Genomic DNA, 25,484 nt, shown 5'->3' with positions numbered 1-25,484 from the left:
TTCCACACTGTTTTCAAACAGATTATGGTATTTTTTATCATATATCAAGCAATTTAGACGATAAAAGTTTTGCAGTCTCAACAAAGTTTCCGAAATTTGCAGCCGATAACTCTAAAAGTTAGTACTTTTAAGGTTCAACACAGGATAGACAGACATTACTTTTTTATTTTATAACACAATTTTGTTATGGCTGAAAATTTGGAAGTGAAAGAGCTCAACCAGGTGGTTGTGCGTTTTTCAGGCGACTCCGGTGATGGCATGCAGCTTGCCGGAAACATCTTTTCTACCGTCTCAGCTACGGTAGGTAACGGTATCTCAACATTCCCCGACTATCCAGCAGACATCCGCGCCCCGCAAGGTTCACTGACGGGTGTCAGCGGTTTCCAGGTGCACATCGGCGCAGGCAAGGTCTATACCCCTGGCGATAAGTGCGACGTACTGGTAGCCATGAATGCTGCCGCACTGAAAACACAGTATCGCTATGCTAAGCCCGGTGCAACAATCATCATCGACACCGACTCGTTTGGTCCGAAAGACCTTGAGAAAGCTCAGTTCAGCAGTGAGGACTATCTTGGCGAGATGGGCATAGACCCCGACCACGTAATCCAGTGTCCACTCACCACAATGGTTAAGGACTGTCTTGCTGACACCGGCATGGACAACAAGTCAATGCTGAAGTGCCGCAATATGTTCGCCCTCGGACTCGTTTGCTGGCTCTTCGACCGCGACCTCGAGCTCGTTGGCAACTTCCTGCGCGAGAAGTTCGCAAAGAAGCCTGCCATTGCCGAAGCAAACATCAAGGTAATCCAGGCTGGCTATGACTACGGTCATAACACCCACTCTTCTACCATCAACCGCTACCGCGTGGAGTCAAAGGAGAAGAAGCCGGGTCGTTATATGGACATCACAGGTAACAAGGCTACAGCCTATGGTTTCATCGCAGCTGCCGAGAAAGCAGGCCTGCGTCTCTACCTGGGTTCTTATCCTATCACTCCTGCTACCGACGTGCTCCACGAGCTCTCTAAGCACAAGTCATGCGGTGTGATTACCGTACAGTGCGAGGATGAGATTTCTGGTTGCGCCTCAGCACTCGGTGCTTCATTCGCAGGTGCACTCGGTGTTACCTCAACCTCTGGTCCTGGCATCTGTCTGAAGAGCGAGGCAATGAACCTGGCTGTTATCATGGAGCTTCCATTGGTTGTTCTCGATGTACAGCGTGGTGGTCCAGCTACTGGTCTGCCAACCAAGAGTGAGCAGACCGACCTGCTGCAGGCACTGTTCGGCCGTAACGGTGAGAGCCCAATGCCAGTGATGGCAGCAACAAGTCCCACAGACTGCTTCGATGCTGCTTATCAGGCTGCAAAGATAGCACTGGAGCACATGACTCCCGTAGTACTGCTCACCGATGCCTTCATCGCTAACGGCTCAGGCGCTTTCCGCCTGCCAGAGATGGCAAAGCTCGATGCTATCAATCCTCCATACGTTCCTGAGGAGCTGAAGGGTAAGTGGACTCCATATATGCGTGCTGAGAACGGCACCCGCTACTGGGCTGTTCCTGGTCGTGAGGGATTCACTCACATCCTCGGCGGACTTGAGAAGGACTCTGAGACAGGTGCTATCTCTACCAACCCAGAGAACCACGACCTGATGACTCGTCTGCGCCAGCAGAAGATTGACAACATCCAGGTGCCCGACCTCGAGGTTGACGGCGACGTACAGGATGCCAACCTGCTGATCGTAGGCTTCGGTTCTACTTACGGCCACCTGCACTCTGCTATGGACGAACTCCGTGCTAAGGGTTACAAGGTAGCTCAGGCTCAGTTCAAGTATCTGAACCCACTGCCAAAGAACACTGCCGACGTACTGAAGAAGTACAAGAAAGTAGTTGTAGCCGAGCAAAACATGGGTCAGCTCGCTGCTTACCTCCGCATGAAGGTCGACGGCTTCGTACCTTACCAGTTCAACCAGGTCAAGGGTCAGCCATTCGTAGTAGAAGAACTTGTCAACGCCTTCGAAGAGATTATCAACAAGTAATAATTTAAAACAACCGCGTATTTTTTAAACAACCACAGATTACGCTGATTAAACAGATTTTTATTTTTCGATTTTATAGGATTACGCAGAGTAATGGAAAATTTTATTTATAAGCAGGAAACACATGACATTATCGGTGCAGCAATGGCTGTACATAGATATTTTGGATGTGGGTTTACTGAGAAAGTGTATCAGGATGCACTTGAGCAGGAATTGCTTGCACTTAAAATTCCATTTGTGCGTGAGCAACCAATACATGCAAATTATCGCAACGTTCAGTTGAAAACACAATTCGTTCCCGATTTTATCTGTTACGACAAGATTATAGTTGAATTGAAAGCGGTAAATGAATTGGATGATATACATCGCTCACAAGCCATTAACTATGCAAAGGTTGCAGGTTATGAAGTCGCTATGCTTATCAATTTTGGCAACACGTCATTAGAATTTGAGCGTTTTGCGATCTCTGCAAGACATAGAGGAATCAGTGAAATCCAAAAATAATCGAAAATAAAATCTGTGTCATCTGCGAAATCTGTGGTAGAAAAAAAATCAATAAGTGGTAAAATAATAATTAGTATTATGAGTTATACAGCACAAGATTTTAAGAAAGGCCAGCCTCGTTGGTGCCCTGGTTGCGGCGACCACTTCTTCCTGGCTTCACTCCATAAGGCTATGGCCGAGATTGGCGTAGCTCCCGAGAACGTAGCAGTTATCTCTGGTATCGGTTGTTCCAGCCGTCTGCCCCACTACATGGCTACCTACGGCATGAACACCATCCACGGTCGTGCTGCTGCCATCGCTACTGGTGTAAAGGTGGCTAACCCAAACCTCACCGTATGGCAGGTATCAGGTGATGGCGACGGACTGGCTATCGGTGGTAACCATTTTATCCACGCAAATCGTCGTAACATAGACCTTAACATGATCCTGCTCAACAACCGTATCTACGGTCTTACCAAGGGTCAGTACTCACCTACCTCACCTCGTGGCTTCGTATCTAAGTCGAGCCCTTACGGCACTGTAGAGGATCCATTCCGCCCAGCTGAGCTCTGCTTTGGTGCACGCGGACACTTCTTCGCACGCTGCGTGGCTACCGATGCCAAGGGTACAGTAGAGGTACTGAAGGCTGCTTACGAGCACAAAGGTGCCAGCGTAACTGAGGTTCTGCAGAACTGTGTGATCTTCAACGACCACTGCCACGATGTGGTTTACAACAACGAGGGCCGTAAGAAGAACGCCATCTATGTGAAGCACGGTGAGAAGCTGGTGTTCGGCGAGAACAATGAGTTCGGACTGGTACAGCAGGGCTTCGGACTGAAGGTGGTTGAGATCGGTAAGGACGGCTACACCATCGACGATGTACTCGTTCACGATGCGAAGTGCGAGGACAACACCCTGCAGCTGAAGCTCGCCATGATGACTCCAGAAGATGGATTCCCCATCGCCCTCGGTGTCATCCGTGACGTCGATGCTCCTACCTACAACGACGCTGTCTATGCACAGCTTGAAGAGGTATCAGCTCAGAAGAAGTACCACAACTTCGCTGAACTCCTCGAGACCAACGATATCTGGGAGGTGAAATAGAAAACAGCTGTCTTCTCTGAGCAGCTCAATGAAATGCGATGAGCATCTCTTGAAATGCAATGAGTATTCTAATTAAATGCTCTGAGTGTTCTTATTAAACGCTCAGAGCATTCTTATTAAACGCTAACACTTGGCAAAAGACACAACATTCTTATTTGATTATAATGGCCTTTGCTTTTTCGTTGTCCATGCCAGGCATAGTCATTCCTATCGGAGCGCCTATATATGTAGGGTCGCACACCACGAAGCGTTTTCCTTCAAACTCAATATAGTCGCCGTCAGCATGCTCATGGAAATTAACTGCTATGGCAAGATGTCCTGGATATAATACCAGAATACTTTCCAGTCCTAATACATCGGCGATGATTCTTGAAAGCAAGATACTACGATCCTCGCAGTCGCAATAAGGATAGAAAAGCGTTTCCACAGGAAAGAATGCACGGTCATATCCCCATACCTCATTGTCCAGTTTATAGACAAATGCCGTCTGTGTCCAGTTAAGAAGTTTTCTTACAGCTTCCTGCTCACTTAGTCCATTCACGATATATTTGATAGCACTCAGCAATGGCTTACTTACCTCTTGTTCAAAAGGTGTCTTTGCCAAAATGGCCCATCGTGTCATCTCATTACCATCAGCAGCTGAAGAGGGATACTTGCTCAAGAAGTCCACCATGTTCTTGTTTACCTGTATCTCAAGTGCCATCTCAGGATATTTTTCTGAGACGAGCCTTCTCATCTGAGTGGGCTGATAATCCAATTTAAGTGGCTGGGGCATCCAAAGTGACAATTCTTGCTCTTGTGGAAAGGCGGCATCGCACATCTGCAAGTTTCTAATGTCTTTTTTCTTACCATAGACGAAATAATTCGTTCCACCTATATTATAATATATCCAATCATAAAGCAACTGATTTGAGGCAAACAACAGATATAACCTACGTTCAGCAATACCCAGGCGCATCTTATAGCCAGACTGCTGGTACAGATAGCTCATTGTGAGAGTAGCCTCATGACTTCCCTTTTTTGTACAAGCCGCAGACAAACTGTCCAGCATCATCAGGTATGCCCAGTCATTCATTCTGTGTTTTTCCCTGAGTTGCAGACAGTCGAACAGTGTGTTGTTATAATCACATTTTGTCAACTGTTCCCACGCATTGGCAACGCTTTCCTTTGAGCAGGTTGCCAAGGTTGCAGTCTGCGAGGAACTGAAGCGAACCTTCATCGGCGTTCCAAAGAACTGGAAGGTAACCGTAGGTTCACTATCGTGCTTTTGTTCTTCAATCGGTATAATCGGCTTGGGCTGTTCCTTAATGACAGGCATGCTAAATGCCTCTTCTATGACGATAGGATTGCTCTTAACAGGCTTGGTGGAAAGGTCATCATCTGCGATAACAGGAACAGGTCCTTTATCTTTTGGACGTTGTAGGGGCTGTTCTGAGCTTTGTTCTTTCCATTCTCCCCTCAGCAACTTCGCATAGTTACGATTGGCCTCATCCAGAAACTTTCTGTAATCCGACTGGATACCGTTCTTGAACTTATTGAAATCATTTAAAAAAGGATTGGTCTGTGCCAATGCGGCACAAGAACCAATCCATATGAATAGAAGCAGGCATTTTTTTCTCATCGCCTTAACTTATGTGAGGTCATTTCACTATTCCTTGAAACCTTCTCTCACAAAGTCGCTTACCTTCTTTGCGTACTTCTGCGCCATTTCCGATTCACGTGCAGCATCTTCCAATGCACGAATGCGGGCTGACGAGGCTGCCTTCTCATCCACGATAAAATAGCTCTGCATTTCATAGGTCCCGTCATCATTAGTACGGATAATAGTAAACGACTCCTTAAGTTCGCCCCTGATTTCCTTTTCCACCAGTCGCTCGTAAGCAGCATAGAACTTGTCAAATTCTCCCTCGGTATCGGTGGCATTGCCGCTCATGTCGCTTACCACGCGTCCCTTCAAATGGCTGCCAGCCTGCTGAGCATATGTCAGACACGCATTGTTAACTGCCATCTGATGACCCAAGTTCTTCGACTTCACTTTAGTGGCTACTCCCATGATTTCTGCACCGTCGTCACCTAAGCTGTTGAGTTTGTCGTAGTGGGAAAGCAAAGCCACCTCAAAAGTACGTGTCGTGCCAAAGAGCTGCCATTTTTCTTTCTTGAATTCCTTCATCTTTGTTTGGAATTCCTTCTTTCTTGCTTTTTCCAAAGCTTTGTTCTGGGCATTCATTGTTGGAACAATCAGGCAGAATGCCATCAATAACATCATAATTTTCTTCATAATTCAATTTTTTGAGGTTAGTTCTTGATTAAAAAATTCGATTATGTGCTGCAAATGTACGAAAAAAAATGAACCAAAAGAAGTTTTAACGTTGTTTTTGATTTTTTTGACACTTTAGTGCACAATTCTTAAAAAACATTTGTATCTTTGCGACGACAATATAGATTATACCTAAAACAGACACTATTATTCCGATTTATGCGAACATTCTTTCTATTCCTTTGCCTCGTAATGGCGGGGATTTCACGGTCACAGAACATGAAGGTCGTTCATTTTGGTGAACTCACCAACGATCTTACTGCTAACCGTTATGGAACTTCCAAGACCGACGAGAATGGCGAGACGGCAGCCCTTATAAAGATTGTGACGCCAGAAACAGGCTTCAGTTTCGATGGCGGCTCACTGGGAATCGTGGCCGTTGACCAGAAGCCTGGCGAGATATGGCTCTACGTACCTCGTCGCGCCCAGCGTCTCACCATCAGCCATTCAGCTTTCGGCGTATTGCGCAACTATGCTTATCCTGTTCCCATTGAAGGAGCCAAGACCTACGAGATGCTGCTTGACATTGGCACGGGTGTCTATGCCACTATTACTGCCCCTGTAGCAAAGTCAGAGGTCTATATAGACAACGAATTTGTGGGTCACGTACCCGTCTATAACAAATATCTGAACTATGGCAAACACGTCATCCGTGCAGTAAACGGTAAGATTGAAGGCACTCTTGAGCAGTATGTCACTTCCGACAAAAAATCGCTTTCCATCGACATAGAGATGAAGGACATGAGTCATCTCTACGGAGACGTACGCGTGCTTGTTGACAACAATGCCGACATCTTTTTTCAAGGCAAGCGCGTAGCCAGCGGACTTTGGGATACGCAGCTTAAAGAAGGCAGCTATGTAGTGGAGACCCGCAAGGCCGACTACGAAGACTCCAAGACATCATTTACCGTAGAGCGTGGCAAGAAACACACCGTCAACGCCATTGCGCCAACGCCCTATACTGGTTATCTGAGTGTCTATACCCGTCCACAGGCTGTTTCTTCAATAGATGAACGTGGCAAGTACATAGACCTGTCAGAGCACACTCCCGTTTTGATTGGTTCTCATCAGTTCACCTTCCAGAAGCGAGGCTATGTGTCGCAGAGCCGTGAATACACCATTGCACGCAATCAGGTGGTAAAAGACACGGTGGAGCTGCTGCCTATTGAGTATTTCAAGAAGTTTGCCTTCTATTTCGGGGGAGGCTATACCGTTCGCGCCCTTTCTGGTGTCACAGGCATCTTAGGCGTCACATTCCGCAAGCATGATCTACAATTCAACTACACCTTCGGACTCTCCAACTCCAGTGCTGTCAACATCTATGACACCAATGGAAACTATCTTAGCCGTCAGAACTACAAGATGAACACCATTGGTGTGAAATACGGTTATCAGATAGAGCTTACACGTAAGATGGCTATTGTCCCTCAAGTGGGCTATGTGCAACACTCTTTGGCAGCTCAGATTGAAGACGGCAGTCAGACCTTTGGCGACGGAGCGGCTTGTAAATGTGTAACCATTGGTGGCAAGTTCTTGATGGTTCCAATGAAACATGTCCTTCTGTTCGCAGCGCCAGAATTTGGATTTGCGACAGGCAAGGACACTAGCTTTGACCTTGTTTCTTCTGAAGCAGGCTTCGGTAATGGAGGTTTCGCAGCTACAATAGGCCTAATGGCAACATTCTAACATATTTGAAAACTACTGACAGAAAATGATATTATTAAAAAGAAGACAATTTATTGCAAGCGTCACGCTTGCTTGTGCAATGGCCACCTCTGTCACATCGTGTACATCTAACGATGATGAGGGACTGGCCAGTACCGATTACATGAAAGTACATGACGTGGTAATGGGTGGCAACCACGAGTCGGCATCGCTTCATATTGACGCCAACTGCGGCTGGCACATCAACGAGGGAGAGACATGGCTCACAGTTAATCCCACTCAGGGCAATGGTGTTGCCGATGTGGAACTTACCACTGGGGCGAATCCCTCTTCCATTGATGAGCGTTCCTGCCAGATTACCATCACCTCCGACGGTGGCGTTAAGCGCGTTATCACCCTGACACAAGGCCGTAACAACGAGAGTCTGGATGTCAGCACCCGCACTCTCTCCTTTGGTGAAGGTGGCGGTGAGCTCACTTTGACCATTAGCAGCAACACCCAGTGGACCATCACTGGTGGTGCCGACTGGCTATCGCTCAGCACAGACAAAGGCACCGACAATGGTAGCATCACCATTGTTGCCAAGGCCAACAACACCGAGTATGAGCGTAATGCAGTCTTTACCGTTAGTGGCAATAGTGGTTCGGCAGCACAGATAAATATTTCGCAGGTTGCGAAGAACGTCACTATGACCATTGAGCCCGAACGTATTGATGCCGTAGCCAAAGGCCGTGAATACTCGTTCCAGGTGCTGGGCAATGCTGACTGGTCTGTTTCAGCAGATGTCACCACTTGGCTCACACTCGACACTCGTAGCGGACAGAACGAGGCGCCAGTGCGCATCACCCTAAGCGATAATGTTACCTCTGAGGCTCGCATTGCCAACATCCGCGTCACCTCTTCGTCTGGCCGTTTAGAGCGAACCTGTGTCATCACCCAGGCAGGAGCCACCGTTCCTTCGCTCACACAGCCAGTGGCTACAGGCATCACCCGCTATGAAGCATCCTTACAGAGCACCTTCACCAGTTCGCTTGACGCTACCGAAGGAGGCTTCTGCTATTCCCTGACACCTGCGCCTACCATCAACGACAAGACAGTGACCGTAGAGAACGTATCTGGGCAAAGCGGTGAACTGACCGCCCTGTTCACTGGTCTCACCTCTGGCAAGACCTATTATGTCCGTGCATGGGTACGCAATGCCAACGGTATCGGCTATAGTGCCGATGCCACCTTCACTACAAAAGGCACCGTACCTGGAGAAGAAGAGAATCCAACACCAAATCTATAACCTTAATTATATATAGAAAATGAAGACTTTCCCAACATATAGAAGATTCCTGGCTGTCATAGCCTTTATTATAACAAGTGTTTCAACCACATGGGCTTTCGAGGTAGATGGAATGAGTTATCAGACTATAAATAGCACGGAGGTAAGACTAACCAAAGGATTGAATCAGGCAGAAGTAATTATTCCAGAAAAAGTTACTTATAATGGTGTTACCTACACTGTGGCGGAGATTGGAAGGGCTTTTTATAGTTATAAAAACACAAAAAAAATTGTAATTCCAGGAACTGTTCGTACTATCGGTGATGACGCTTTTTATGACAACTATTATTTGGAAGAAGTAGAATTCAATGAAGGACTTGAGACCATTGGACGAAATGCGTTTGGCTACGCTTTTCCTTTAAAAGAAATTCGTATTCCAAGCACCGTAACATCTATAGGATATCAGGCTTTCATAACAAACCGAACAAATCTTGCCACCATTTATTGTTATGCAAGTACACCTCCTACTATTGAAGAAACCACCTTACGTGGAAGAACGGGCACAACACTCCATGTTGTGTCATCTGATGTAGAAGCATATAAATATGCTGCATATTGGAGTGAATTCTCTGTCATTAGTGGAGATATAGTTGGGTATAACAGGTGTTATGCCCCAGTTATTACCTATGACAACTATCGTCTAACGATGACTACCCAGACTGAGGGAGCCACCATCTATTATACCACCGACGGCTCTGATCCTGATGAAAATTCAATAAAATATACAGGTGCTATTAAGTATATATCAAATCTTCCCATTCGTGCCATCGCAATAAAAGAAGGCTATGATAATTCCGCAGTGAGAGGTTTTAACCTTTGGCGAGGCTTTTTTGAAGTGGAGGCTACATTCAGTGCTACGCTCTCCGATGACTTAGTAATGACAATAAGCTACGACGCCCCTTCTATCCCTGATGTTCCAGATGTCACAGTGTGGTATAGCTACGAATTAGAAGAATGGCAAGAATATGTAGGCCCAGTGCAACTGAAACGGCCAGGATACATTGAAGTATACATCGCTAGAGATGGATGGGTTGACTCAAATTCAGAGACCTTCGATTTCTGGACTAACTATTATATTAAAGCCCCAACTATCACATGGAATAAAGAAGAAGGTAAGGTGAGCATCACTCATGATGATCCAGATGTGGACATCTATTATACCCTTGATGGTACAGATCCCTCTGTGGAATCATCTCTTTACTCTGAACCTATTACTATTACCAAGAATACGGAGATAAAAGCATTTGCTGTCAGGCGTGGAAAGTTCGATTCTGACATAGCCTCCTATAAAGTATCAGATATTGTCACCCGATTCTATGTCAATGGTATATATTACCAGTTGACAGGTAATATGATTGATGAAGTGACTGTTGATGACGGAAAAAATGCATCTGGTAATGTGGTCATTCCTAATAATGTAACGCATTTAGGACAAACATTTAAGGTTGTTAAATTAACATCTAATGTCTTTAGTAACAATAAAAATATCGTTACTGTTTCTCTTCCAAACATAATTACTGAAATACCATCTAATGCGTTTTACGGTTGTACTTCACTTACATCATTTGTTATTCCAGACGATGTAATGCATATAAGACAATATGCATTCTATAACTGTACAAATATTAAAGAAATAAACATTCCAGAAAATGTTCAGACTATTGAGAATTATGCATTTATGCTGTCAGGACTTCAAAAGGTAACTTTTCATGAAGGGTTGCAGTCTATAGGTGATTTGGCTTTTGCAAAAGCTGATGGTACACATCATGTTGTTTATCAAGACCCCAACTATAATGTAAGTTCATCAATAAAAGAGATTGTTATCCCTAGCACAGTAACAACCATCGGAACTGGAGCTTTTTTTGCAAATATATCGCTGAAGCATATTTATTTGTCTGAAGGATTATCTTCTCTAGGTAGTTATGCTTTTGGAAGTTGTTATGCTTTAGAAACAATTAATCTCCCTTCTTCGTTAAAACATTTGAATAGCTTTACTTTTCGGGCTTGTCGCAATTTACAGTCAATTTCTATAGATAATATAATTTCATTAGACCATTACACATTTTTATACTGTAAGAAACTATATTCTATAATTATTCCAGAAGGAATCACAGAGATCCCACAAGGGATTTTTTATGGTTGTTCATCATTAAATACTATATTTCTTCCTTTTTCTTTGAACACAATTCAAACCGAAGCATTTAAGGGCTGCGGTAATCTTAAAAAAATATATTGTTTAGCTACGACCCCACCTAAGCTGTCTGACAATGTAATTAATGATATTAAGGAAACTACTGGTATATTTGTGAAATCTTCTGTAATTGATGATTATAGACAAGCTAACTATTGGGCTGAATTTTCAACAATTCTACCAATTGAACAGTTCCCTTGTTCCCAACCAACTTTTTCTTTTACGAAAGACTATACATTAGTAATGCAATCACAGACTGAAGGCGCAACCATTTATTATACTACCGATGGTTCTGAGCCTTCAAACCTTAGTCAGAAATATACTAATCCGATACCCGTCATACGAGATGGGGTCACGTTCAGAGCGATTGCTATCTGTGACGGTTATGACAATTCGCAAATATCCGAATACACAAGTTCTCTAAAAGTAGAATCTCCCAAAATCACTATTACTGATGATTATACAGTAAAAATAGAATTAGAGGAATTTAACCTTCCAAATTTGCCGAAAGTAGAACTATCTTATCAATATGGCAAAAGCGAATATAATGGTTGGGGAGCATTAACGCCATACGAAGAGCCATTCACGTTGTCACAGCCTAGCGAGGAAGTCTGTTATATATTTGCAAAAGCAAAAAGAGATGGTTGGAAAGAATCAGATTTTACTCGAGTCTATATTGGTGATTATATTACAAATAAACCTCAGATAAACTGGAATACGGAAAATTGCCAAATCACCATTACGAGTTCTTATAGTGATGAAAAGATTTATTACACACTTGATGGTAGCGAACCAACCATTAACAGCACCCTTTATACAGCTCCATTCACATTAGACCGGAATCTCACAGTTAAAGCTTTTTCCGTAAGACAAGGTTATTTGAATTCTGTGGTTTCACAATATGCAGTATCAGGTTTTACAACAACGACATTCTATGTAAATGGATTGTATTATAAACTTTCTGAGACATCTAATGGAAATGATGTGGAAGTGACTAAGGGAACCTACACAGGAGACATCGTTATACCTGAGACAGTAGATTATGATGGAATTACATATAATGTGGTTGGTATTGGCGACTTAGCTTTTGACGATTGTGACTTGATAACTTCTGTAATAATTCCTAATACTGTCAAATATATTGGTAAAGGTTCGTTTTATAGCTGTGGTGCTTTACTTGATATTGACATTCCTGGCAGTGTAAAAACCATCGCTGAACATGCTTTTTGCCGTTCTGCACTTAAGAATGTAACATTTCATGAGGGACTAGTCTCAATTGGTGACCATGCTTTTGCCTCGTCTACATTTAATCAATCAGAATGGAATTATAGAAACAACAATCATAGTACAGGGGCTCTTTCTTGTCCTATTATTTTCCCATCATCTCTGAAGACCATTGAGGGATATGCTTTCCAAGGGAATGGTGGAATTCCAAGCATTGATTTTTCAGAGGGTCTGAAAGAAATACTAGGTCTTCAATCATTTGCTGGCCTTAATAATATTACAGAAATCAAATTACCTTCAACTTTAATTAGTCTTGGTGGATGGGCTTTTTATAACTGCACAAAATTAAAGAATGTAGAGCTACCAAAAGGACTATTAATATTTGACGAATGCACATTTGAGAATTGTAATTCTCTGAAATCCATAGTTCTTCCAGAGGGGATGGAAGACTCTGGATATAGTACATTTTCAGGCTGTTCTTTACTTGAAAGTATTACATTACCATCTACACTTAAAACGGTCGGTTACAATTGCTTCCAAAGTTGCAAGAATCTTACGAGTATTACAATACCTTCAAATGTCACCAAAATTGAAAGTTTAGCATTCTCTGGCTGTACAAGTCTGGACAGCGTGATATGCAAAGCCCAAACTCCGCCTTCCTTAGGCAATAATCCATTTGATGACCTTTATTCTCACGCCACTCTATATGTTAAAGGAAGCGTTGTAGATAAATATAAAACCACTGTTTATTGGGGTGGGTTCTCTACGATTGCAAGCTATGATGGTGAAACATGCAAGGCTCCAACATTTGAGTTTTCCAGAGACAATTATACTCTCTCCATGACTTCTGAAACAGAAGGTGCGAAGATCTATTATACCAATGATGGTTCTACACCGACAGAGCAAAGCATACTCTACACAGAGCCTATACCATTTGTCAAGAACGACACCATCTATGCCATCGCTGTGGCAGAAGGCATGGGAAGTTCTTCCGTTACTACTTTCACGAAGCGTGACCTTAAGGTGGCCACACCAGTGGCAACTATTTCTGATGACATGATGATGACAATCACATGTGAAGAGAACGCTCCGGAGACATTCCCAGAGACAAAGATATACTATCAGAAAAACAAGAAGAGTAACAACTACGAGGGATTCAGCAACTGGATATTGTACGAAGGGCCTGTACAGCTAACAGAACCGGGACATGTGCGTACTACAGCACTACGTGACGGCTGGATTAACTCTGAGTGGGGACAGTATAACTTCTACAATGGTTATATTTTCGACAAGCCTGTCTTTGAAGAGAATCAAGAGAAAAAAGTCGTTGTGCTGAAGCATTCAGACCCAGATGCGAAGATATACTATACACTTGATGGCACTAAGCCTACAAAGGCCAGCACGCTCTATGAGGATACAATCCATCTGGAGCACAATAGTGTGGTGACTGCCGTTGCTGCCAAGGACCGTTATTTCAATACGGATACCATCAGGCGGGAATATAAATGGTTCACCGCAAAACAGCCAGAGGTAACAATCTCAAAGAACATTGCCACCATCACCTGTGAAGAGCCTGCTGAGGCTGAGATATACTACACGCTTGACAATTCAAACCCGTCACGTGAGAGCAAGAAGTATGACGGTCCCATCGTTTTGGCAAGCAACTGCAACATAAAGGCCTTCGCTGTGGCAGAGAACTGGAACGATGCGCCAGTAACAAGTTATCGCTATCGTGTGGTAGAGCATACGTGCAAGAAGCCGGCCTTCAGCCGCTATGCCAAGGACGAGGAAGGGAACCTCCACATGACAGAGGACTCACTGTTCATCACTACTGAGACAGAGGACGCCATCATCTACTATACCCTGAACGGCGACAAACCGACAGAGCGCAGCCTGAGATACGAGGGCTTTATCAAGCTGACAGGCAATTGTACGGTAAAGGCAATTGCTGTACGGGCAGACTTGCTGGACTCGGAGGAAGCGGAACTGGCAATAGACTGGTTCAAGGTGGAGACACCGCAGATAGCATTCGAGGGTAAGCTTTGCACCATCACCTCCGACAGTGAAGGGGCAACCATCTACTACACTCTTGATGAGAGTGAACCTACGACACACAGCACGTTCTACAAGGGTCGCTTCGCCTTGCCCAACCAACAGGTCATCGTGAAAGCAATGGCAGTAAAGGAGGACTGGCACGATTCAGAGATACGTACACGCACCTACAATCCGGGCGGCAACACCTGTGAGGCACCTGTGATTGCCAGAGTGGTGGGTACCGACTCCATCCAGATGAGTACGCGTACCGAGAACACTACCATTTACTATACGCTGAACGGACTGAACCCCACTGTCAGCGATTCAGTATATACAAAACCGTTCTGCCTGCCTCATAATGGCACGCTGAAAGCAATGGCCACCAATCCTATCTATTATGACTCGGAGGTGACGTCGTTCAACGTGAACTGGTACAAGGCTGCACAGCCGGTGATAACGGTAGAGGACAAAGTGGTGACAATGACTTGTGCTACGGAAGGGGCTGAAATACATTATACGCTCGACGGCAGCGACCCGACGGAGGAGAACGCCGTCTATCGCGACCGTATCACAATGACGGGAACGTGCACCGTCAAGGCCATCGCGACATACGAGAACTACAACACATCTACCATAGCGAAATTAGAGTACCGTACCAGCGACCATGCTTGTTCGGTGCCTGAGTTCACACGACAGGGTGACAGCATCAGCATCGCGGCTACTCCTGTAGAGAACACCACAATATATTATACTACAGATGGAACAGAGCCAACGACAAGCAGCGAGATATACACCAAACCTATAAAGGTACAGGAGAACTGCACCATCAAGGCCATCGCCTCAAATCCGAGGCTGTTCCAGTCAGAGCAGGGAAGCTATGACGTGAACTGGTTCAAGGTGGACGAGCCTGTGATTTCCTTCGACGGAATCTATGCCACCATAACTTGCGCTATGCCAAACAGCAAGATTCACTACACTCTTGACGGTACGACACCGACTGATGAGAGCCCTCTCTATACAGGACAGCTCACGATGAGTTCTTCATGTAACATCAAGGCAATAGCCATGCGTGAACATTTCAATAACTCATCGGTAGTCACCATGGCGTTCGACAAGAATCAGAACATGGTAGGCAAGCCACAGTTCCAGCGTACAGACAGTACGATAACAATAAGCGCTACGCCATTGGAAGGCACCATTATATATTATACTACCGACGGAACGGAGCCGACCGTCACAAGCGAGGTGTTCCGTGACACCATAAGATTGAATGGTAATTGTGTGATAAAGGCGATGGCCACAAATCCGAAGTACTTCCAGTCAGAGATTGGCACGCTTGACGTGAATTGGTTCAAGGTAGAGATGCCTGAAATCACCTTCGACGGAATAATGGCCGTGATGAACTGCGCAACGCCGAAAGCCCGCATCTACTATACGCTTGACGGTAGCGCACCAACAGAGGAGAGCTTGAAATACACCGGTGCGGTTGCCATGACGGCATCATGCACAGTGAAGGCAATTGCCATGCGTTCCGACTATAACAACTCAGCAATCGTATCAATGGCGTTCAGCAGGGACGACAACACGGTAGGAAAGCCCATGTTCCAGAGAACGGACAGCACGCTGGCAATATCAGCGACACCGGCAGAGGGAACCATCATATACTACACCACCGACGGAACGGAACCGAACACGACAAGCAAGGTATATACGGAGAGAATCAGGTTCGAGAGCAACTGCACGGTAAGGGCAATGGCGACGAACCCGAAGATGTTCACATCGCCGGAGGCTTCGTACGACGTAGACTGGTTCAACGTGGAGACGCCGGAGATCACATTCGACGGAATAATGGCGGCAGTGAACTGCGGAACACCGAACGCACGAATATACTACACTCTCGACGGAACAGTGCCGACAGAGGAGAGCCTGCGATACAACGGGAACATACAGATGACGGCGACATGCACGGTGAAGGCTGTCGGAGTAAGGAGCGGATACAACAACTCGGCGGTGGCATCGGTAGCATTCAACAAGGAAGAGAACACCGTAACGAAGCCGATATTCCACAAGACGGACAGCACGCTGAGGATTACGGCAACACCGGCGGAGGGAACGGTAATATACTACACCACCGACGGAACACAGCCTAACTCGGCAAGCACGGTATATGCGGACTCGGTAAGGCTGGAAGGAAACTGCACCGTGAAGGCGGTGGCAATGAATCCGAAGATGTTCGACTCCGAGACTGCGGACTATGAGGTGAACTGGTTCAAGGTGGAGGCACCGGAGATAGCATTCGACGGAATATTCGCTACGATCAGGTGCGCTACGCCCGCTGCAAGGATATACTACACCACCGACGGAAGCACACCGACGGAGGAAAGCACGAAGTACAGCGGAACGCTGACCATGACGGCATCATGCACAGTGAAGGCTGTGGCAGTGAAAGAAAAGTATAACAGCTCAGCTATCGTTGCAATGGCGTTCAGCAGGGACGACAACACGGTAGGAAAGCCATTGTTCCAGAGAACGGACAGCACGCTGGCAATATCAGCGACACCGGCAGAGGGAACAATCATATACTACACCACCGACGGAACGGAACCGAACACGACAAGCAAGGTATATACGGAGAGAATCAGGTTCGAGAGCAACTGCACGGTAAGGGCAATGGCGACGAACCCGAAGATGTTCACATCGCCGGAGGCTTCATACGACGTAGACTGGTTCAACGTGGAGACGCCGGAGATCACATTCGACGGAATAATGGCGGCAGTGAACTGCGGAACACCGAACGCACGAATATACTACACTCTCGACGGAACAGTGCCGACAGAGGAGAGCCTGCGATACAACGGAAACATACAGATGACGGCGACATGTACGGTGAAGGCTGTCGGAGTAAGGAGCGGGTACAACAACTCGGCGGTGGCATCGGTAGCATTCAACAAGGAAGAGAACACCGTAACGAAGCCGATATTCCACAAGACGGACAGCACGCTGAGGATTACGGCAACACCGGCGGAGGGAACGGTAATATACTACACCACCGACGGAACACAGCCTAACTCGGCAAGCACGGTATATGCGGACTCGGTAAGGCTGGAAGGAAACTGCACCGTGAAGGCGGTGGCAATGAATCCGAAGATGTTCGACTCCGAGACTGCGGACTATGAGGTGAACTGGTTCAAGGTGGAGGCACCGGAGATAGCATTCGACGGAATATTCGCTACGATCAGGTGCGCTACGCCCGCTGCAAGGATATACTACACCACCGACGGAAGCACACCGACGGAGGAAAGCACGAAGTACAGCGGAACGCTGACCATGACGGCATCATGCACAGTGAAGGCTGTGGCAGTGAAAGAAAAGTATAACAGCTCAGCTATCGTTGCAATGGCGTTCAGCAGGGACGACAACACGGTAGGAAAGCCATTGTTCCAGAGAACGGACAGCACGCTGGCAATATCAGCGACACCGGCAGAGGGAACAATCATATACTACACCACCGACGGAACGGAACCGAACACGACAAGCAAGGTATATACGGAGAGAATCAGGTTCGAGAGCAACTGCACGGTAAGGGCAATGGCGACGAACCCGAAGATGTTCACATCGCCGGAGGCTTCATACGACGTAGACTGGTTCAACGTGGAGACGCCGGAGATCACATTCGACGGAATAATGGCGGCAGTGAACTGCGGAACACCGAACGCACGAATATACTACACTCTCGACGGAACAGTGCCGACAGAGGAGAGCCTGCGATACAACGGAAACATACAGATGACGGCGACATGTACGGTGAAGGCTGTCGGAGTAAGGAGCGGGTACAACAACTCGGCGGTGGCATCGGTAGCATTCAACAAGGAAGAGAACACCGTAACGAAGCCGATATTCCACAAGACGGACAGCACGCTGAGGATTACGGCAACACCGGCGGAGGGAACGGTAATATACTACACCACCGACGGAACACAGCCTAACTCGGCAAGCACGGTATATGCGGACTCGGTAAGGCTGGAAGGAAACTGCACGGTGAAGGCGGTGGCAATGAATCCGAAGATGTTCGACTCGGAGACTGCGGACTATGAGGTGAACTGGTTCAAGGTGGAGGCACCGGAGATAGCATTCGACGGAATATTCGCTACGATCAGGTGCACTACGCCCGCTGCAAGGATATACTACACCACCGACGGAAGCACACCGACGGAGGAAAGCACGAAGTACAGCGGAACGCTGACAATGACAACATCATGCACAGTGAAGGCTGTGGCGATGAAAGAAAAGTATAACAGCTCAGCTATCGTTGCAATGGCGTTCAGCAGGGACGACAACACGGTAGGAAAGCCCATGTTCCAGAGAACGGACAGCACACTGGCAATATCAGCGACACCGGCAGAGGGAACCATCATATACTACACCACCGACGGAACGGAACCGAACACGACAAGCAAGGTATATACGGAGAGAATCAGGTTCGAGAGCAACTGCACGGTAAGGGCAATGGCGACGAACCCGAAGATGTTCACATCGCCGGAGGCTTCGTACGACGTAGACTGGTTCAACGTGGAGACGCCGGAGATCACATTCGACGGAATAATGGCGGCAGTGAACTGCGGAACACCGAACGCACGAATATACTACACTCTCGACGGAACAGTGCCGACAGAGGAGAGCCTGCGATACAACGGGAACATACAGATGACGGCGACATGCACGGTGAAGGCTGTCGGAGTAAGGAGCGGATACAACAACTCGGCGGTGGCATCGGTAGCATTCAACAAGGAAGAGAACACCGTCACGAAGCCGATATTCCACAAGACGGACAGCACGCTGAGGATTACGGCAACGCCGGCGGAGGGAACGGTAATATACTACACCACCGACGGAACACAGCCTAACTCGGCAAGCACGGTATATGCGGACTCGGTAAGGCTGGAAGGAAACTGCACCGTGAAGGCGGTGGCAATGAATCCGAAGATGTTCGACTCCGAGACTGCGGACTATGAGGTGAACTGGTTCAAGGTGGAGGCACCGGAGATAGCATTCGACGGAATATTCGCTACGATCAGGTGCACTACGCCCGCTGCAAGGATATACTACACCACCGACGGAAGCACACCGACGGAGGAAAGCACGAAGTACAGCGGAACACTGACCATGACGGCATCATGCACAGTGAAGGCTGTGGCAGTGAAAGAAAAGTATAACAGCTCAGCTATCGTTGCAATGGCGTTCAGCAGGGACGACAACACGGTAGGAAAGCCCATGTTCCAGAGAACGGACAGCACGCTGGCAATATCAGCGACACCGGCAGAGGGAACAATCATATACTACACCACCGACGGAACGGAACCGACCGTGGCCAGCGCTACATATACTGAGCCATTGAAGCTGAACGGCAACTGTACGATAAAGGCTATGGCAGAGAATCCGAAGCTATTCCAGTCTGAGACCGCCGACTATAATGTAGGATGGTTCAAGGTGGAGACACCTGAGATTTTGTTTGACGGCATCATAGCGAACATCAGCTGTGCGACGCCGAATGCTCGCATATTCTACACTACGGATGGGACAACGCCTACTGAGGAGAGCCCACGATACATGGGTCAGCTGACAATGAGCCAGACGTGTACTCTGAAGGCACTGGCAGTAAAAGAAGACTATCACAATTCGACAGTCTCAACAATGCTCTTCGACCGCGAGGCAAACACGGTGAGTACACCAAGCATCCGTCGTAACGGCAGCCAGCTCTCCATTAGTACGGAGACGGTAGCCGAAGGAACGGTGATTTACTACACCACTGACGGCACTGATCCTACAACCGAAAGTACGCGCTACACCACAGAAATCACTGTGGATGAGAACATGACGGTGAAAGCCTTGGCTATGAACGAAAAGCTCTTCACTTCTGGAATAGCAACATTCGATGTGGATTGGTTCAAAGTAGCAACACCTGTATTAACAATCGATGGAACGACAGTGACAGCTAACTGTAACACTGCTAATGCGACACTCTATTATGCCTTTGAGGAAGATCCCACAGAACTGTCTAAGCTCTATACCGGACCGATAGAACTGACAGACAACCGCGAGGTGAGGGTGATTGCCATGAGGAAGAACTATCACAACTCAGAGATGGCTTCGTTCACACCGACGAATTTCGTCTGTCAGGATGTAACCTTCAGCTATAACGGACGCTATCTGCAGATGCAAGCCGGTGAAGGACAACTGATATACTATACGCTCGATGGAAGCAGTCCTACATCCGAGGCTGAGATTTACAGCGATCCGGTGGACATAGACATGACATGTACCGTAAAAGCCATGGCTACGCGTGACTATTGGCGCAACTCATCGATAACGGCCTACGATGTAACGTTTGTCTATAACGGTGAGGATGTTATCATGGAAGAGGCTGGTCACCTGGAAGAGCTGCTCAATGGTACCGGTGGTGCACAGAACATAGAGTCATTACCTGTCAAAGGCAAGATGGACAGCAAGGACCTGCTGTTTATCAAGAGTATGCCTAACCTGCGCCACCTCGATCTGACTGAGGCTGTGTTTGAAGGAAACGTACTGCCAGATGAGGCCTTTGCAGGAATGTCGATTATCTCATTCCAGTCACCGACGAAGATAACATCGGCAGGTAAGAACCTGTTCAAGGGGTGCGACCAGTTGGCTGCGGTGGTGTGGAATGCCAACGTTTCCGTGCCAGAGTCCATGGTTGAGGATGTGAAGCAGAATCCTAACTTCCTGCTTTACGTTAATTCACGGGTCTATGCGCCATCATCCTATAAGGGCAATCTCATTTCTGGCGGTCAGGCTACAAGTGTAACGCTCTATGACACAGAGAGTGGTGGAAATTTCTGTTGTCCACAGCGCTTCTATACGCAACAGATCAGCTATACACACAATTATAGCCAGCAAACAGAAAAGGGAGCAACTCGTGGATGGGAGACGCTGGCATTGCCGTTCGACGTGGGTACGATTACACATGAGAAACGAGGTTCATTGGCACCGTTTGCCAAGGGTGAGGACATAACACAATACAAGCCATTCTGGCTGTATGAGTTGAAAGAGACTGGATTCACACGCACTTCAGACATCAAGGCATATACACCTTATATTATCTCAATGCCGAATAATCCAGACTATGCAGACGACTACATACTGTCGGGTAAAGTGACATTTGCCGCAAAGAACATTTATGTGGAAGCCGACACAACACATATCTCCATGAAGGGTAGCGTACAGTTTGCTCCTGCAATGCAGCGTCAGCCTAAGGGGAACAGCGTGTTGGTAATCAATCTTGAAGACTATACAGCTGAGGACGAAACATTCTATCCAAACGGAAGCGCGTTCCTGCCAGACTTACGTGAGGTACACCCGTTTGAGTCATTCGCACTGACAGGGGCATCAGCCAGACCGATACTGCTGAATGACTATCTTTGGGAGGAGACATCGGACATTGAGCAACTGGAGATGGGTATGCTGAAGGAAATAGGCAAGAATCGGGGCGTCTTTGATCTGTCGGGACGACGCATTGTCAACGAATCAATGCAGAAGAACCGTAAGCAGCATCAGAGAGTATATATTATCAATGGAAAGAAGACACTGACAAAATAAGTTTAAAACAAGCAATTATAACTATGATTAATATGAAAAGACTAATTGTAATACCATTCTTGTTCCTGGGCATCATCCTGTATGCCCAGGAAACTAACACAGAAAAGGCAGAAAAAATAAAAAATGACGACTCATATGTAACTGGAGACGGGTTTGGCGCTACCATGGAAGAAGCGAGCGGGAATGCAACCAGAAGTCTTCTAAGCAAAATATCAATGAGCATGCGTTCAAACCTGGACGTGAAAACTACTGAAGTAAACAGCAATGGAACAGTGGACTTGGAGAGTGTTGTTAACGATGTCGTAAGCACTTACACACAGGGAACCCTACGAAATACAGATGAGATATGTATTGCCACAGAACCAGAGTACCATGTAATGCGCTATATCAAGCGGACAGAGATTGACCAGATTTTCACCGAACGCGAGGAACGTGTAAAAGATTATGTGCGCGGCGCTATAGGTGCGGAAAAGAAGGGAAGAATTGACAATGCTTTGCGATACTATTTCTGGGCATACAATCTTTTGAAAAGCATACAATCGCCAGCCTCGGTGAAATTTGAGAATGATGGCATGCAGCATTTCCTGCTGAACTGGATACCAGAACAGATGCGTGAGATACTCAGTAAGCTGAGAATGAACGTAGCATCGTATGACAATGAAACCGGTGAGGTGGAGTTGATGACAACCTATGACGGGAAGCCCGTTACAAGCCTCGACTTCACTTATTTCGACGGTGCACAATGGAGTAATCCAACTGCAGCCAAGGATGGCATGGCACAGATAGAGATGCGACCAAACTCACAACAATCCGTGATTCAGGTAAAATATGAGTATGCATATAGGAAACAGGCACGCCAAGATGCCGAACTTGAAATGGTAATGAACATCTTCAACGGTTTTTCACTGCCGGAAGCAAACTGCAAAATCAAAGTCGGCAGTAAGGGTGACATTAAAAAGGCAGGGAAACAGATGGCGGAAATTATCAAGGAAGAGGCCACGGTGGAAAACACAAGTAAAGTTACCGAATACAGTGAATACTTAGCGATAGTAAACAAAGTCGTGGAGGCCATCAAGAAAAAGAACTATTCCTCGGTAAGGGAAGATTTCACTCCTGAAGGCTACCAAATGTTCGACAAGCTCGTACACTATGGCAACGCGACGCTCATAGGCAACCCCACTATATCGTTCTACACATATTTAGACAGGATTGTTTGTCGCAGCATTCCCATGAAGTTTACCTTCCGTAACAACCACCGCACCTTTGTAGAAGATCTTACATTGACTTTCGACAGCGACAAGAAAATCGAATCATTGGCCTTCGGACTTGATCAGGCAGCCAAGAACGATATATTCAACAAGGCTGTAGGAAAATGGAATGACGATGTACGAATGGTGATTGCCACCTTTTTGGAGAATTACAAGACAGCGTTTGCACTGAAACGATTAGACTATATTGAAAGTATCTTTGACGATAACGCCGTTATCATTACAGGATCGTATGTAAAATCAGCACGAAAGACTGCTGAAAACACAAAATATCTGGAGAACAAGCATGTTAAATATAACAAACAAGACAAGACGACTTATCTCAAGAACTTAGAGAAAACGTTCCAAAGCAATCAGTTCGTAAACGTTCGCTTTGCTGATAATGAGGTTAGTAAAATGGGCGTGGGAGGCGAACTTTTCGGAATTCAGATTCATCAAGACTATTACTCTTCTAACTATAGTGATACAGGATACCTCTTTTTAATGGTAGATATGAACAATCCTGACCAGCCAATTATCAAGGTACGAACATGGCAGCCAGAACGTGACCCGAACGTAAACGCACAGTTTGAACGTGGAAGTAAGTTCTATGGTTTATTCTATGGTGGAAATTTCTAGATAAAAATCATAAAAGTCAAACGGTGCGCCGTTTGACTTTTATGATAAAGGAATTGTTACCTTCTCAACACCTTAATAGTCTTCTGAGTACCGTCGCTCATACGTACAGTCTTAAGAACCAAGCCTTTAGCATTACCACCAAGCTTACGTCCCTGAAGGTCTGTGAACTGTTCGCTGATGACAGATGCTTCGTTCTTTGATGTAGGTTTGATGCCATTGAGATAAGCCTCCACGTCGAACCAGGTAATGTCAGACTCGCGAGTCTCGTCACCACCAGTATATACGCTCTGCACGCCTATACGCTTTGCATCATTTACGTCATCATAGAAGAACACTGCACTGCCAGCCATGTAGATGTCCTTACCATCGCCGAAGTTATAAGGTATCAGGCTCATCTCCTGAGTAAGATTAGTGTAGCGTGCAGGCATGAACACATATGGAGTCTCACTGTCGAAGAACAGCTTATAAGACAACTTGCTTGTTAGAATAGCCTCATTGGTCGTAGAGACTGCAGGAACATCAAGCATAACAAGGCCGTAGCTACCATCCTGATAATCGCCATAAGGAATGAAACGTGTCACGGAAGGAGCCTTTGGGGTAGCCGCTACATTACTTATTCTCGTAAACTTTGCGTTAGCATACATCTCAACAGGCGACAGCTCGCCCGCCTTTGTATTGATGAGGATGAGGTCGGAAGTTGTATATGACTTCGTAGAGCTGTCATAGTAAAGGGTTATGTCGCTGCGCCATTCAGGACTGCTCGTCGGATAGCGTGCTGCAGCGAAATAAAGGTCGTAGAAGTTTTTGCCAAGATACTGACCAGAGGCAAAAGTAACATCACCATCATTGTCGCGCTTGCCCTTAATCCACGCCAAAGGCAAATAGTCGCAGAGGCCCTGGATATATACATCGACGCCAAGAGTGCCTATACGTACATTTCTCTGGAACTGTTCCGTGTGGAAGCCATCATCGTCGCGGGTCACGTTTGAACCGGTAAACACAAACTCACTTGTAAGCAAGCCGTTCGGTGGAGTGACGAGTTCAGGTTTCTTCTCTTCTTCCTTAGAAACGGTATATAGAGAGAAGTAGCACCATGGTTCACTCATCGTTTCACTACCATTAACGAGCAGATACATATCACCAAGGGTAAACACGCCCTTTGCGCTGTCATAGTAGAACTTTACGTCGCAGACCGAGGTCTCGTCAAGACCACAGAGATAGAATGCTGAGCCTGCGTATGTTCCCATCTTCTGTCCCTTAGGAAATGTCACAACAGAGCCGTCAAGTGTTCCTTTCACCCAAGCATTACCATTCAATGGGTTTGCCAGATTGAAATAGACATCGGTACCATCGATGCACACCTTCATCGGCTCGCTGTCTGTTTCTGTCTGCTCCTGGCCACTTTGGTCAAAATAGTGCATTGTATATTTCAGATACCATGTTTCAATATTTGTTCCAAGCGGCGGAACAGATTGTGCCTGAATTGTTGCTCCAAGCGAGCACAACAAGATAACAAGTAGTGATAAGATTTTCTTCATTTCTTATTTGTGTGTGTGTTAATAATCGTGTGTCAGTCCTACAAAGCTA

The 25,484-nt window shown here is 46.3% G+C and carries 10 protein-coding genes and 1 pseudogene; 8 read left to right on the top strand and 3 right to left on the bottom strand.

Translation table 11 applies throughout. The annotated features are described in order from the left end of the window. Positions 1-186 precede the first annotated feature (186 nt). The 3 genes from M1L52_RS06455 (at position 187) to M1L52_RS06445 (ending at position 3,621) form a co-directional block, all read left to right on the top strand. Positions 187-2,034 carry a 2-oxoacid:acceptor oxidoreductase subunit alpha gene (locus M1L52_RS06455; RefSeq protein WP_248614112.1) on the top strand — a complete coding sequence of 616 codons (1,848 nt, stop codon included), beginning with the start codon at positions 187-189 and terminating at the stop codon, positions 2,032-2,034. Between the two features lie 93 nt (positions 2,035-2,127). Then, positions 2,128-2,538 carry a GxxExxY protein gene (locus M1L52_RS06450; protein WP_248614111.1) on the top strand — a complete coding sequence of 137 codons (411 nt, stop codon included), beginning with the start codon at positions 2,128-2,130 and terminating at the stop codon, positions 2,536-2,538. A gap of 75 nt (positions 2,539-2,613) precedes the next feature. After that, positions 2,614-3,621, top strand: a complete 1,008-nt coding sequence (locus M1L52_RS06445) for a 2-oxoacid:ferredoxin oxidoreductase subunit beta (RefSeq protein ID WP_248614586.1) — start codon at positions 2,614-2,616, stop codon at positions 3,619-3,621. Between the two features lie 151 nt (positions 3,622-3,772). Here the strand turns inward: M1L52_RS06445 and M1L52_RS06440 are convergent, their stop codons facing one another. Both M1L52_RS06440 and M1L52_RS06435 read right to left on the bottom strand, forming a co-directional pair. Further along, a complete protein-coding gene (locus M1L52_RS06440) occupies positions 3,773-5,242 on the bottom strand; it encodes a hypothetical protein (RefSeq protein ID WP_248614110.1) in 1,470 nt (489 codons plus the stop codon). Positions 5,243-5,269: 27 nt separating this feature from the next. Then, positions 5,270-5,899: a hypothetical protein gene (locus M1L52_RS06435; RefSeq protein WP_248614109.1), complete on the bottom strand. Its 630-nt coding sequence runs from the start codon at positions 5,897-5,899 to the stop codon at positions 5,270-5,272. A gap of 258 nt (positions 5,900-6,157) precedes the next feature. On the opposite strand from M1L52_RS06435, the gene M1L52_RS06430 reads away from it, so the two are divergent. The 5 genes and pseudogenes from M1L52_RS06430 to M1L52_RS06415 all read left to right on the top strand — a co-directional run bounded on the left by M1L52_RS06430 (position 6,158) and on the right by M1L52_RS06415 (position 23,897). Next, on the top strand, positions 6,158-7,624 hold the full coding sequence (locus M1L52_RS06430) for a hypothetical protein (protein ID WP_248614108.1): 1,467 nt from the start codon (positions 6,158-6,160) through the stop codon (positions 7,622-7,624). 25 nt (positions 7,625-7,649) lie between these two features. After that, on the top strand, positions 7,650-8,891 hold the full coding sequence (locus tag M1L52_RS06425; RefSeq protein WP_248614107.1) for a BACON domain-containing protein: 1,242 nt from the start codon (positions 7,650-7,652) through the stop codon (positions 8,889-8,891). 19 nt (positions 8,892-8,910) lie between these two features. Continuing rightward, positions 8,911-12,957: pseudogene (locus M1L52_RS16535) on the top strand (leucine-rich repeat protein); the annotation flags it as partial. 228 nt (positions 12,958-13,185) lie between these two features. Further along, positions 13,186-22,011 (top strand): chitobiase/beta-hexosaminidase C-terminal domain-containing protein, encoded by an 8,826-nt coding sequence (locus tag M1L52_RS06420; RefSeq protein WP_248614106.1) that lies wholly within the window; start codon positions 13,186-13,188, stop codon positions 22,009-22,011. 32 nt (positions 22,012-22,043) lie between these two features. After that, entirely contained in the window at positions 22,044-23,897 is a 1,854-nt protein-coding gene (locus tag M1L52_RS06415; RefSeq protein WP_248614105.1) for a hypothetical protein, read from the top strand. A 56-nt stretch (positions 23,898-23,953) separates the two neighbouring features. On the opposite strand, the gene M1L52_RS06410 is transcribed toward M1L52_RS06415, so the two are convergent. Further along, positions 23,954-25,435 (bottom strand): hypothetical protein, encoded by a 1,482-nt coding sequence (locus tag M1L52_RS06410; protein ID WP_248614104.1) that lies wholly within the window; start codon positions 25,433-25,435, stop codon positions 23,954-23,956. Positions 25,436-25,484 lie beyond the last annotated feature (49 nt).

The organism is Prevotella sp. E13-27 (assembly GCF_023217965.1).
Taxonomy (GTDB): domain Bacteria; phylum Bacteroidota; class Bacteroidia; order Bacteroidales; family Bacteroidaceae; genus Prevotella.
This window is presented reverse-complemented; position numbering and strand designations above follow the sequence as displayed.